The sequence below is a fragment of the Bifidobacterium aemilianum genome, assembly GCF_003315635.1.
Taxonomy (GTDB): Bacteria; Actinomycetota; Actinomycetes; order Actinomycetales; family Bifidobacteriaceae; genus Bifidobacterium; species Bifidobacterium aemilianum.
Genome location: NZ_PDCG01000003.1, coordinates 216,618 through 229,676, shown reverse-complemented (window position 1 = coordinate 229,676; position 13,059 = coordinate 216,618). Strand labels below are relative to the sequence as shown.

The following is a 13,059-nucleotide window of genomic DNA, read 5'->3' as shown; positions in this document are numbered from 1 at the left end:
AGCGATCCTCTCCGATACCCACGATCCGTCAGTCTCCCGAGCCTAAGCATAAATCATTTCCCACCTGTTCAGCCCTGAAGTTGAATGCTGAAAAAGGCTGGCGCCAAGCACGATTTGATGATATGAAAACCGGCTGCCAGCACTGGTATGGCTGGCAGCCGGCCACTGCTTCCCCACGCAAAGCGTGAGACGGGATTAGTCCTGCGCAGAGAAGGTCTTGTCGTACAGAGACTTCCCATCGGTGGAATGCATGTTGATATGTATCTTGGCGCCCTCGATGCCTTCGTCTTCCAAGGTCTTTACTGCCTGCGGCATAATGGTCTTATAGGCCTCGTCCATGCTGGCGGTCAGCTCGTCACTGCCGTTGACGTCATCAGACAACACGGTGAAGTCAAGCAGCATGGTTGTCTTATCTTCGGCCTTAATGTCTACCTTGATGTCATCATCCTGGTACTGCTCAAGACCTTGCTTGATGCTGGCTGCGTTGTCTGGGTCCTGCAGATAGCTCTGCATATCGGTGAACTTGCCGTCTGACTGGTGGGAATCGGTGTCATCCATGTCCGTATCAGAATCGGCATCATCATCACTTGATTTGCCGCTGTCCCTGTTCTGGCTGTATGAGTATGAATCCGCCTCATCATTGGCAGCCGCCCCAATGATGCCGATGAATGCCAGAAAAAGCAACATCGAGACGACCATGGAGACGATGGAGATGACCACACCGGCGATGGCCAATCCCTTGCCCTTTTCCCTGGACTTCTTGATTTGGACAAGGGAGATGATGCCGGTGATGAGACCGACGATGGCAATGAAGAAGGAGGTGACCAACGAGACGATGGCCAGGGTGTTGGTGTGGTCATTCTGTTGTGGAAGCAGATATGCCGGCACAGTTTGAGGCATCGGGGCGCCGGGCTGGTAGGGCTGCTGCCCATAGGTCTGGTAAGGGCTTCCAGCTTGTTGGGTCATATCCGGGGCACCAGGTTGGTTGTAGGCAGGCTCTGGCTGCGCGGCCGGCTGGCCTGCGGTGGGAACCTGCGGACCCTTGTAGGGATCAGCCCCCAAGGGTGCGGTGGCATCATACTGAGTCTGTGAGGTCTGCCCATAGCCGAAGACGTCTTGCGCGGACTGATTGAGGGGGGCTTGGGCGTAGTTGCCTTGATCGTCACGAGGAGCGGAGCCATACTCATCGGTAGGCTGGTTCGGCGTATTTGCATTGTCCATAAGGGTGACTCTAGCGGAAAGGGTGGGCTTCCGTCGGATTTGCGTCCAGCCGTCCGACGTGTCTCGGCCGTGCCGCATAGAGCCATATATGGTCTTCGCCATCATTGCTCCACCGTAGCAAGACGAAAAACCCGAAACCGCTGCTTCCAACGGTTCCGGGTCCCATTCGCGGAGGATGCGAGATTCGAACTCGCGAGGCTGTTACACCAACACGCTTTCCAAGCGTGCGCCATAGGCCACTAGGCGAATCCTCCACTGTCTGCCGAACTTCCTCAATTGACCAGGAAGATCTGCATACAACGTATAAGAGGATACCACACCTTGACGACCAGGCAAAGGTCCGCGTGCCGAAAATCACGCTCGTCGGGTGCCTTCAAGGCTTGTAGGTTGAGGACACCCCGGATGCTGGCAGATCAGTAGTTGTTGGAGCCGGGGCCCTCGAACCGCACGGTGATACCACGGTCATAGTGAAGGAACATGTTGGCGCCGTACCGGTCAACGTCACGGTGGGTGAAGAGCATGCGGATGGCGAAGGCGGTCTGCACATTGTCTGGCAGGTCCTTGAAGGCCTTATGGGCATCCCAATTGGGCGGCGCGATGGCCTGATCGGGAACGTAGGCGTACCCGTAGCCATCCTCATTCACATAGCCCATGAAGGGCAGGTCCCAGGCGTTGTGCTTGGTCAGCTCGGCCTTGTAACCCTCGACCTGTGCCAGTTCAGCCTCGCTGATGCCCATTTCCTTGGCCACCTTGTTGGCGGCTGCGGTCTTGGCTGCTGCGTCCTCCTTGAAAATCGACGTATCGACGACGATGACCTTGTCTGCTCCCATTGCAGTTCCTTTCTGCCGTTCCCGCTAGCGGGATGCAATACCGAGTGGATAGTTCTCAATCACCCTTCAATCAATACCCAACACATGCGCAACCTTGCGGATGATCAGAAACTACTACCCATCACATCACTCTAACATCAAACATCCTGCAGTGAGGCCTTTCAGCCTGATATCGACGCTATTCCAACCGGCAAGAACACGGAATTATTCTAATGGCTGACAGGTAACCAGCATTAACGAATCAATCTGTTTGGAAGACTGAGGCTCTTGTTCACGGCAGGGCAACTGATGGGTTTCATCAACACGTGCTCTGATATGTAATTCAGCGCATCCAAAGCACCGGAAGAAAGCTGCCGCATGCTCTACTCACCGCGGGCGGGTGGCAGCGATCTTGCGGGCTTGCTGGGCCAGCTCGGCGAGATGGGCCAGCTCGGCGCGCTGGGCGTCGGTTTGGAGGGGGGAGAAGGAACCGTGGCGGTGTTCGGCGGCGGTGCGGATGAGAAAGTCGGCGACGGCAGGATTCTTGGGGAGCACGGAGCCGTGCATGTAGGAGCCGATAACGTTCTGGGTACGGGCACCTTCGGTCAGGTCCTTGCCGTTGTTGCCGGTGCCTTCGTGGACTACTCGGCCCAAGGGCTGGGTTCCGGTACCCAGGTGGGTCTGACCAGAGTGGTTCTCGTAGCCGATGATGGAGCCGAACTGGTCGGATTCCTCGACCAGGTTGCCGATCATGCGTTCATCCTGCCCCACGGTGTAGGCGTCGAAGATGCCGATGCCCTCCATGCGGGTGCCGTCAGTGGCCTGGAAATAGCGACCGAACAGCTGGTAGAGGCCACAGATTACTAGCATGGGAACACCCTGGTCGGCCAGGGAGCGCAGTCCTTCCGCCCGGTCCTGCAGGTCGTCGATTATTTTTTTCTGCCCCTCGTCCTGGCCGCCACCTCCCAGGACCATGTCAACCTGCCCGGGCCAGGGGTCGCCCTGGTTGCAGTAGTGGACAAGGGGCTCATATCCGTACAGGGAAAGCCTGCGGGTAATGGTCAGTAGGTTGCCGAAGTCACCGTAGATGTTCATATCCTTGGGATAGAGGAAAAGGATGTCGATGGCCCGACCGGCCCCTCCTCGCACTTCGTCGGCGGTCGCCTTGCCTGACTGGTCCTGCTGACTCATATCAACCTCCAACCCTATTGCCATTGATCCATCACATTACTAAAGCCTTGTCCGCCGCCACGAATGAAAGTGGACAGCGAGCGTCAAGAGATCACACCTCAGCCATCCAAGCCAATCACTCAAGTCGCACGTGTTCAAGTCTTGGCACGACCAAGCTCAGCGTCTCTTCCGACCTGCCTTCTCGTAACGTCTCCATCGGGTCCGCACCCATGGTTTCGGATCTCGTTTCAGGCCGAGGTCTGCTCCCCCACTGATGCTTATCCAACTGCTGTATCCCCAATCTCAAAACCTCTGCCTGTATTCCAGGCATTCCAGGCTCCAGCCCAATCCTTGCCAACACTCGCATCAGTGGCCGAGACCGGCATCCGCCACCTGGGTAAGGTGCGAGAGCTTGGATCTGACACGGAGCATGGCAGTATAGGTGCAATAGATCCGCTTGGGCGTTCCCGGGTCGGCCTTCACGAACTCTTCCACCGCCGTCTCCAGGTCGGTGTCGGTCTTGGCGACCGGGACCTCCTCGTAGTCCAGGCGCAGGGCCATATCCCAGGCACGGGTGCCGGAGACCATGGCCACACCGGTTGGACGTAGGGAGCTGAAGTCCACGTCCCAGAGCCAGCTCATGTCCCGTCCGTCGGCGTATTCGTCACAGATGGCGATCATGGTCTGGTGACCGACGGGCGGGAAGGATGCCAGGGACAGCCTGAAACCCATGGGGTTCTTGACCAGGAGCAGTTCGACCGGAACACCGTTCACGTCAATGGCCTCGCCACGACCGAAGGCCGGGGTGACGGTAGAGAGGGCATCCATGAGCCGTTGGTCGCTGAAGTCCTCGGCCGGCCGCCCGCTCCCCTGCATCACAGCCCGGACCAGGGCCAGGGCTGCGGCGGCGTTGTAGAGGTTGTAGACACCTTCGAGCTTGACCGATGTGGTTGAGCTGCGGCCGTCGATCAGGAAGCTGGCCTGGTGGTCACCGACTGCGCTCAGCACAACATCGGCAGGCAGGGCATCGGCGAACTCTTGGTCAACCTTTTTCATGCTGTCATCAGTACCACTGGCGGCCGCACCCTCCAGGCCCGCCCCACTGCTTTCGGCATGCATGTCATCGTCGGAGGGGAAGAAGGAACGCAGGTCGTCGGCCAGTCCGAAATAGCGGACCTCGGCCCCGGCCTGGGCCAGGTCGGCCAGCCGGGCGATACGCCTGTCCTCACGGTTAAGGACCAAGGTTCCGGTGGTCGCCTTGGCCGCCTTGCCCAGCAGACGCGCGGTGTTGTCGATCTCACCGAAGCGGTCGAGCTGGTCGCGCATGACATTCAGCAGCAGGCTGTAGCGGGGGTTGACCTGGCGCACGAAGTGGACGGCGTAGGCCTCGTCCAGTTCCAGAACGGCGATGTCAGCATCCAGGCGCCCATCGAGGCCAATCTCGCGGATAAGAGATGAGACCACGCCCCGGGTGAAGTTGGAGCCGGTCGGATTGGTGAAGACCTTGAGTCCCAGACTGGTGAGCATGGAGGCCACCATGCGGGTGGTGGTGGTCTTGCCGTTGGTACCGGAGACCAGTACCACGCCGTAGGGCAACTTGCCCAGGGTACGGGCCAGGAAACCAGGGTCAATCCGCTCGACGACTCTGCCCGGAAAGGCGCTGCCTCCATGTTTGGTCAGCCTGGCCAGGGCACGGACCATCTTGCCCAAGGCCGGGGTGGCGAAGGCATTCCAGGGGGCACGCAGGCCTGCGCCGGTGTTCCCAAAGCCTGGCGCCAGGTCCTTGCCCTGCGGTTCGGTCTGCCCGGCTTGCCCTGACTGACCGACCGGCCCGGCATGGTCGGCTTGCCCAGCCCTTGTCAGCCCTTGCTTACCGTCGATTTTCTTGGTCATGTATCACACCCCCTGCTGGAAATCCTGGGGCATGTCCTTGAACTTGGAGTTGGCACCCAGGAAGCCTAGGACGAAGGTGTCGGTGGGGCCGTTACGGTGCTTGGCCATGATGATGTCGGCCTCGCCCGGGCGGTCCTCCTTGTCGTAGGCATCAGGCCGGTTGACCAGAAAGACCACGTCGGCATCCTGCTCGATCGAGCCGGACTCACGCAGGTCGGATAGCTGTGGCTTGCGGTCGCCACGCTGTTCGACACCACGGTTGAGCTGGCTCAGGGCCACGACCGGCACCTCAAGTTCCTTGGCCAGAAGCTTGAGGGCACGGGAGAATTCGGAGACCTCCTGCTGGCGGGACTCGACGCGCTTGCCTGAGCTCATGAGCTGGAGGTAGTCGATGACGACCAACTTCAGGTCATTGGTCTGCTTGAGCCGGCGGCATTTGGCGCGAATCTCCATCAGGCTCATGTTGGGGCTGTCGTCAATGAAAAGAGGGGCATCCTGGAGTTGGCCCCAGAAACTGTTGAGCTGGCTCCACCGGTCCGGGGTGATCTCGTCGGCCCGACGCAGGGCGGCCAGGGGAATGTTGGTCTCGGCCGAGATGATGCGCTGGGCCAGCTCGACCCTGCTCATCTCCAGGGAGAAGATGACGGCGGTCTGGTGGTGATGCAGGGCTGCGGACCGGGCGAAGTCGACACCCAAGGTGGACTTACCCATAGCGGGCCGGCCTGCCACGATGATCATCTGGCCGGGCTGCAGCCCCTGGGTGGCGTCGTCGATCTCACGGAAGCCTGTGGGCACGCCTCGTTCCAGCTCATGGTTCTGCAGCTTGTCCAGCTGGTCCAGGGTCTCTTGGACAACCGGACCGATGGCCGTATAGTCCTGCCGGACCTTGCCCACGCTCATCTCATAAATCTCGGACTGGGCCATGTTGACCACGTCTTCAGCCTGGGATCCTTCGGCGGAGTAGCCCAGCTGGGCGATCTTGGTGCCTGCGGCAATGACATTGCGCAGGATGGCCCGCTGGTGGACGATCTCGGCATAGTAGGTGGCGTTGGCGGCCGTGGGCACGGAGGCGACCAGACTGTGCAGGTAGTCGGCCCCGCCCACCTTGTCCAGCTCGCCGGCCTTGAGGAGCTCATTGGCCACCAGGACCACGTCCACCGGCTGCGAGGTGGAGAAGAGAGCGATGATGGCATCGTAGATGGTCTGGTGCTTGGGCTGGTAGAAGTCGGTAACGCTGATCATCTGCGAGACCTCGCCGATGGCGTCCTTGCTCATGAGCATGCCACCCAGGACGGCCATCTCGGCGTCGTCGTCGTGGGGCGGAATCCGGTCGAAGAAACCGTCACTTGATGGTGTGCCGGACGCTCCCGACCGGTAGGAGGAACCGCCGGAGTACCCTCCCTCTGACCCGCCAGCGCGAGGCCCTTCTTCATTCCAAGTTTTTCCGTCAGCCATATCCACGAGTATAGGGAGACGGCAAGAGGAGATAGGCCTGCTTGAGCCGGCGGAAAAAGGGGCTGTGAACCTCCGCTGGCGACCTCGTGACCTGCCGACCCATCGTCAGGAGGGTCAACACCCACGGATTACGGTCTGTGGATAAAAATAATCACTTATCCACATTCTAGGCGTGTTACTGGGGATAATCCACATACTTATCCACATCATGGGGATAAGTATGTGTATAGCCTGGGGATAAGCCTCGCGGCTCCAAAGGCCGATTTGCCCAATGGTCGCAGTCATGATAGTGCCTGATTCCAGCAAAAACCATTCACAAAAGTCCAGCGATGAAGTCGCGACACGCCTCATATTAAGCCATTATTTCTAATAATTCCCCATCGGTGCAGCCCAACTCAGCAATTGCTTCGTCGTCTGCCCCTGTCCCATCAGGCATCCCAGGCAACCCTGTCTTCAAGAGCCCACGCCCATGATTACTTATCCACAGCCACAGCATGCTCCACTTGCTGACCTGGTCAAGCACGAACACTTGGCCAGGGCTAAGGTTGAAGGCTATGAGTTTTCCCAAGGATCAGCAACCCGATCAGGCCGATGCGACCACTCCCGACCGAGCGCAGAAGGCACAGCCGAATGAGGCAGAGCCTGGCACGAACATTAACCGCCAGCTTCTCGCCCTCGCCGTACCCACCTTTGGGCAGCTGATCGCCGAACCGGCCTTTGTACTGATTGATACGGCCATCGTCGGGCACATCGGCGACACAGCCCTGGCGGGGCTTTCCGTCGGCTCAACCATCGTGCTGACCACCGTGGGCCTATGTGTCTTTCTGGCCTACGGCACCACCTCCAAGGTGGCCCAGCTGATTGGAGCCGGCCGCCGCAAGGAGGGCATGGAGACCGGGGTCGATGGCCTTTGGTTGGCCCTGATCATCGGCATCGTCGTCTCCCTGGCCCTCTTCCTCTTCGCTCGCCCACTCTGCTGGGCCATGGGCGCACGGGGGGCTATGCTGGACCAGGCCATACGGTATTTGCAGGCCATCGTCTTCGGAGTACCTGGCATGCTGCTGGTCTACGCGGCCAACGGCATCTTCCGTGGTTTGGAAAAGGTACGCATCACCCTAGCCGGAGCCGTGTTCGGCGCCGTGGTCAATACGGTCCTGGACTTCCTCTTCGTCTTCGGCTTCCACTGGGGCGTGGCCGGTTCGGGCTGGGCCACCTTCGCGGCCCAGTGGGCCATGGGGCTCTTCCTGGTCATTCCAGCCCTGCGCTGGGCCCGGGCGGAGGGAGCCAGCTGGCGCCCGCACCTGGCCGGCATCCTCAACACCGCCGGCGACGGGGTGCCGCTCTTTGTGCGCTCCCTGGCCCTGCGGCTCTCCCTCCTGGCAACGGTCGTGCTGGCCACCCACATGGGAACCCAGGTGCTGGCCGCCTATCAGGCTGTCAACTCCAGCTGGAATTTCGTCCTCAACATGTTGGATGCCATCGGCATCGCCGGCCAGGCCCTAGTGGCCACCGAACTTGGCGCCGGCCACCGGGCCCAGGCCCGCACCATCACCAGCACCTCAGCCAAGGCCGGCCTCTATAGCGGCCTCGTGATTGGTCTGGGACTCATAGTCGCCGGCTTCCTGACGGCACCAATCTTCAGCGGCACCCCTGCCGTGCAAACCCTGATCATCGCCGGCATGGTGGTTCAAGGCCTCTTCCTGCCCCTGGCCGGTTGGATGTGGGCCCTGGACGGCATCCTGATCGGCGCCGGCGACTTCAACTACCTGGCCGTCACCTGCTCCCTGACCGCCCTGGCCTACCTGGGCGCCCTGGCAGGCCTCGGAGCTTGTAACCAGGCCGGACTGATCCCCTCGGACATCACCCGCATGGTGACCCTCTGGGCCGTCTTCAACATCATATTCATCGGTGGCCGCGCCCTCTTCAACGGCCTGCGCGCCCGCACCGACAAGTGGATGCCCAAAACAATGCAGCCAACACTCTATTGATCATGCTGGATGCTGCAGCAATAGGACCGCAGTACGCACGAAGGGCCACAAGCGACAATTTACCTGGCTTGCAGCCCTTCGAAACCCTCAAGACACTCAGATGGCGTCGGTGTCTGTCTCTCCGGTACGCACGCGAATGACGGAGTCGACGGGCATGACCCAAATCTTACCGTCGCCAATGGTTCCGGTAGATGCTGCCTCGACAATGGCCTGGGTCAGGGTGTCAGCATCGGCATCCGCAGCGATGACCTCGATGCGAATCTTGGGCACGAAATCGACCTGATAACGGGCACCACGGTAGACCTCCGTGTGGCCACCCTGCCGGCCGTAGCCGTTGGCCTCAGAGACTGTCAGACCATGAACATCAGCGGCAAGCAGAGCGGCCTTGACCATCTCCAACTTATCTGGCTGGATAATGGCGGTAATCAGTTTCATTGCTGGTCCTCCTTGGGGTTCTCATCGTCCTTGACGGACTGGGTATCAGACTGTTGGGCAGACTTGGAATCCTCCTGAGCTTCGCCCGACCAGGACTCCACGGAATCAACCGTCTGTGCCGACTCATCGGCCTGCTTAGAGTCATCGCTCAGAGACGGGGAGGCGAGCCGGAAATCATCAAGCTCAACCTGAAGGGATGCCGCTTCTCCAGGGACAGAATCATCCCTATTCCCGGCAAGCAGGAGGCTTGGCAGACGGGCGAAATCATAGGCTTGCTCTCCCTGGTCGATCAGATCCATGCCACGCAGCTCATCAGCATCACTGACCCGCCAGCCGATGGTCTTCTCCAAAACGAAGGCGATCAGTGCGGTCAGGGCACCCGAATACAAGAGCGTAACCACTGCCAGACATACCTGGGCAAGGAGCTGCCGCCAGCCGCCAAAGACCAATCCAGTACCCTCGGCAAAGACACCAACCAGCACGATGCCCAGCAGGGCGCTCACACCCTGAACGGCCACCACGTCCAAGGAATCGTCATAGCCGAACCTGTTTTTCATACCACAGGCGAGGCAAGCCAGGAGACCGGCAATGGCACCAATAACCAAGGCCCAGAGAGGTGAGACCACATTGGCACCAGGAGTGATGGCCGCCAGCCCGGAGATGATGCCAGAAGCGGCACCCACAGCTGTGTAATGGCCTGAGCGTATCTTCTCGGTGAAGCCCCAGGCTAGCATGCCGGCGGCACCCGAGATGGCGGTGCTCATCCAGACATAGCCTGCAGTGCCGTTGGCGGCCAGGGCCGAGCCTCCGGTGAAGCCGAACCAGCCGAACCAGAGAAGAAAGGCACCAATCAGGACCAGGGGCACATTGTGGGGACGGGGCAGCTGCTTGCCAAAGTCCTTGCGCGTACCGATGACCAGGACGATAACAAGGGCTGCGATGGCGGCGTTGACCTGGATGACCGAACCACCCGCAAAGTCACGAATGGGAGCACCGATGGCCTGGGAAATGGCACCGGTTGCGGAGAGCAGGCCGCCATTCCAGGTCATATGGGCCAAGGGCGCATAGACGAAGGTGATCCAGAGGACCACGAAGAGCATCCAGCTGCTGTACCTGATCCGCTCGGCCAAAGCCCCGGAGATCAGGGCCACAGCAAACATGGCAAGGGCCGCCTGGAAGGCGATGTTAATGTTGGCCGGGTAATTACCGGAGCTGTCGGCAGCGGTGAAGACACCGTTGTTCGATACGATGGCGTCCTTCAGCAGGAAGCCCTTGGCCGGGTCGCCAAAGATACCGCCAATGTCGTCCCCCGCGAAGGCGATGGACCAACCCCACAGGGTCCAGACGATAGCGGTAACCGCCAGCGCCCCAGCAGACAGCATGAGCATGTTGAGGACCGACTTGGCCCTAACCATACCGCCGTAGAAGAGGGCGATACCCGGTGTCATCACAAAAACCAGAGTGGCTGCCATCAGCATCCACGCCGCGTTACCTGTATCCATTCCACATCACCTTTCACCAACTGGCGAGCGCGCGCTGGGCGCCAGACCAATCTCGCCACCCGCGGCCCCGATCGGTGGCCACCCTTGGCCGAACCACCAGCCCAAGGGGTCAGGCCACATGCCTGGTCACCCGATCTAAACCTGTGTTCCTTCTAATTATGGAACATCATTCCTATCTATCACTCATGCACTAGGGAACAATACTGCTGTAGCTACAATATCGCCTGTCACTTCCGTGAAATACCTAGACAGCCTAGCGGGAGGTAGGGGCATCACGCCCAAAGCGAGCCTTATCAGGGCCCCAGCCAGCGGATCGGCCAAGAGCACATCGCCCGACCATGCCGCGCTGGACTGGGGCAGGCCCAGCCAGGCGAGGCTGAGCATGGTCAGGCACAGGCAGCCCCATCAAGCCTCCTTGCGCCCCGCCGGGCCAGGTCACGTCCGGTCACGCAACCATGGCGCTCAGGCAAGGATCCCGTCGACGAACCCTTCGGGCTCGAAGGGGGCCAGGTCGTCGGGTCCTTCTCCCAAGCCGACCAGCTTGACGGGCACGCCCAGTTCCCTTTGTACGCAGATGATGATGCCACCCTTGGCCGAACCGTCCAGCTTGGTCAGGACCACGCCGGTGATGCCGATGGCCTCGGCGAAGACCTTGGCCTGGGCCATGCCATTCTGCCCGGTGGTGGCGTCCAGGACCAGCAGCACCTCGTCCACGGGCAGAATCTTCTCGGTCACCCGCCGGATCTTGCCCAGCTCATCCATCAGATTGGCCTTGTTCTGCAGACGGCCGGCCGTGTCTACGATGAGTACATCAGCCTGGTCGGCCTGGGCCCGTTCGGCACCCTCAAAGGCCACAGCGGCCGGGTCCGCCCCGTCTTTATCGGACCGGACGACGGGCACGTTGACCTTGGCCCCCCAGGTCTCCAGCTGGTCGGCGGCTGCGGCGCGGAAGGTGTCGGCGGCGGCCATGACCACTGTCTTATCCTCGGAGACGAAGAGCCGGGCCAGTTTGCCGGCGGTGGTGGTCTTGCCGGTGCCATTGACCCCCACCATGATGATGACCCCAGGCTTGCTGGCGTCTGGCTTGCTGGCCTCCAGCCGCCGGTCCATGTCGGTGCCGACCAGATTCAGCAGCTCGGAGCGCAGGGCCTGGCGGACCTGGACCGGATCGGAGGTGCCGGTGATGCGGGCGTCCTTGCGGAGCTTGTCAACCAGCTGGGCGCTGGCCTCGGCACCCACGTCGGCCAGTAAGAGCGTATCCTCCACATCCTCCCAGTCGGATTCGCCAATCTGGTCCTTGGCGAGAATGTTGAAGAGGGCCTTGCCGAAGGGGTTGGCGCTCTTGCTGAGCTTGGCCTTGAGCCGGGCCATGCGCGAGGTCGCCGATTCCGGGGTCTCGAAGGCCGGGGCCACGGATTCACTGGGTTGGGTTGCCATGCCGGTCGGGCCACGTGGGCTGGCCGACCCTTCCTCTGTTGACTGGTCGCCGGACTGCTGGTCGGAGGACGCGGTCGGAGCATTCGCGGCAATGGAGGCATTATAGCCGGCCTGCGAGCGCTTATTGCGGGCACGCAGGGCGACCAGACCGCCGATAAGGGCCGCCAGAACGACGACAGCCACGACAATCAGCGCAATTATCACATTGGTGTTCATAGCTACAGACTATGGTTTTCAAGGGACAGACAGGGCCCTGCAGCTTCCGGCGCAGCTGGTCGACACGACTCCAGCCAGGCCGATTGCCGGCCATCATCCCGCGCCCGTGGGAGACTGGAGCCATGGCAAACGCTTCGAGAATGACTTCCTTCCAACGCCGCGAACAGCTCCTGGACGTGGGGCGCTCGCTCTTCGCCTCCAAGGGCTTCGAGGCCGTGTCCGTCGAGGAGATCGCGGCCAGCGCCAAGGTGAGCAAGCCCATAGTCTACGAGCATTTCGGCGGCAAGGAGGGGCTGTACGCCGTCGTGGTCGACCGGGAGATGCGCTCTTTGAACAACGCCTTGACCTCGGCCCTGGCCGACCTGGATGCCCACCCCCGCCAGCTGGTGGAACGCACGGCCCTGGCCCTCCTGACCTACATCGAGGAGAACGCCGACGGTTTTCAGGTGCTGGTGCGGGACTCCCCCTCCACCGACCCGGCCGGTTCCTTCAGTTCCCTCTTGGGCGATGTGAGCTCCCGGGTCGAGACCATCCTCAACGACTCCTTCAAACGTCTCCACATGCCCTCCAAGGGCGTGCCCTACTACGCGCAGATGCTGGTGGGCATGACCGTCTTCACCGGCCAGTATTGGGCAAACCGCCGCAAGATCAGCAAGGAGCAGCTGGCGGCCCACATCGTCAACCTGGCCTGGTACGGCCTCTCCAGATTGGAGGCCAAGCCGACGCTGAGGTATGAGGGAGCCAAGGCCCGCAAGGCCCTGAAAGGCAAGCCGGCACAAGACCAATCCGGCGAGGGGCAGAATCAGCCGGCAGCCAGCGACCTATACGATGCCGAAGGCACGTCAGAAGCCGGGTCTGATCAGGCATAGGATGCGGCACGGGCTGGAGAATAGGAGCCGCCTTCGACTTCATGCGCAACTGCCGGCAAGGAAT

The 13,059-nt window shown here is 61.0% G+C and carries 9 protein-coding genes, 1 tRNA gene and 1 pseudogene; 2 read left to right on the top strand and 9 right to left on the bottom strand.

Going from position 1 to position 13,059, the window contains the following annotated elements; genetic code table 11:
- Positions 1 to 195: 195 nt before the first annotated feature.
- The 6 genes from CRD60_RS04755 to dnaB form a co-directional block, all read right to left on the bottom strand.
- On the bottom strand, positions 196 to 1,221 hold the full coding sequence (locus tag CRD60_RS04755; protein WP_161522191.1) for a DUF4190 domain-containing protein: 1,026 nt from the start codon (positions 1,219 to 1,221) through the stop codon (positions 196 to 198).
- A gap of 169 nt (positions 1,222 to 1,390) precedes the next feature.
- Positions 1,391 to 1,475 (bottom strand) — tRNA-Ser (locus CRD60_RS04750).
- Between the two features lie 159 nt (positions 1,476 to 1,634).
- Complete coding sequence (locus CRD60_RS04745; RefSeq protein ID WP_113860145.1) at positions 1,635 to 2,051, bottom strand: glycerophosphodiester phosphodiesterase; 417 nt, start codon at positions 2,049 to 2,051, stop codon at positions 1,635 to 1,637.
- Between the two features lie 366 nt (positions 2,052 to 2,417).
- Positions 2,418 to 3,221, bottom strand: a complete 804-nt coding sequence (locus tag CRD60_RS04740; protein ID WP_113860144.1) for a type 1 glutamine amidotransferase — start codon at positions 3,219 to 3,221, stop codon at positions 2,418 to 2,420.
- Positions 3,222 to 3,566: 345 nt separating this feature from the next.
- Positions 3,567 to 4,901: a Mur ligase family protein gene (locus CRD60_RS04730; RefSeq protein ID WP_236630851.1), complete on the bottom strand. Its 1,335-nt coding sequence runs from the start codon at positions 4,899 to 4,901 to the stop codon at positions 3,567 to 3,569.
- 195 nt (positions 4,902 to 5,096) lie between these two features.
- Positions 5,097 to 6,548, bottom strand: coding sequence for a replicative DNA helicase (gene dnaB, locus CRD60_RS04725; RefSeq protein WP_113860225.1), 1,452 nt, complete (start codon positions 6,546 to 6,548; stop codon positions 5,097 to 5,099).
- Positions 6,549 to 7,102: 554 nt separating this feature from the next.
- Here dnaB and CRD60_RS04720 point away from each other — a divergent pair.
- Positions 7,103 to 8,536 (top strand): MATE family efflux transporter, encoded by a 1,434-nt coding sequence (locus CRD60_RS04720; RefSeq protein WP_113860141.1) that lies wholly within the window; start codon positions 7,103 to 7,105, stop codon positions 8,534 to 8,536.
- A 96-nt stretch (positions 8,537 to 8,632) separates the two neighbouring features.
- On the opposite strand, the gene CRD60_RS04715 is transcribed toward CRD60_RS04720, so the two are convergent.
- From CRD60_RS04715 to ftsY, 3 genes and pseudogenes are all read right to left on the bottom strand, one after another.
- Positions 8,633 to 8,971 (bottom strand): P-II family nitrogen regulator, encoded by a 339-nt coding sequence (locus CRD60_RS04715; RefSeq protein WP_113860140.1) that lies wholly within the window; start codon positions 8,969 to 8,971, stop codon positions 8,633 to 8,635.
- 236 nt (positions 8,972 to 9,207) lie between these two features.
- Positions 9,208 to 10,473, bottom strand: a pseudogene (locus tag CRD60_RS04710) (ammonium transporter); the annotation flags it as partial.
- Between the two features lie 462 nt (positions 10,474 to 10,935).
- Positions 10,936 to 12,126 carry a signal recognition particle-docking protein FtsY gene (gene ftsY, locus CRD60_RS04700; RefSeq protein WP_113860137.1) on the bottom strand — a complete coding sequence of 397 codons (1,191 nt, stop codon included), beginning with the start codon at positions 12,124 to 12,126 and terminating at the stop codon, positions 10,936 to 10,938.
- Between the two features lie 122 nt (positions 12,127 to 12,248).
- Between ftsY and CRD60_RS04695 the strand changes: the two genes are divergently transcribed.
- A complete protein-coding gene (locus tag CRD60_RS04695) occupies positions 12,249 to 12,995 on the top strand; it encodes a TetR/AcrR family transcriptional regulator (protein WP_113860136.1) in 747 nt (248 codons plus the stop codon).
- The last annotated feature ends 64 nt before the right edge of the window (positions 12,996 to 13,059 follow it).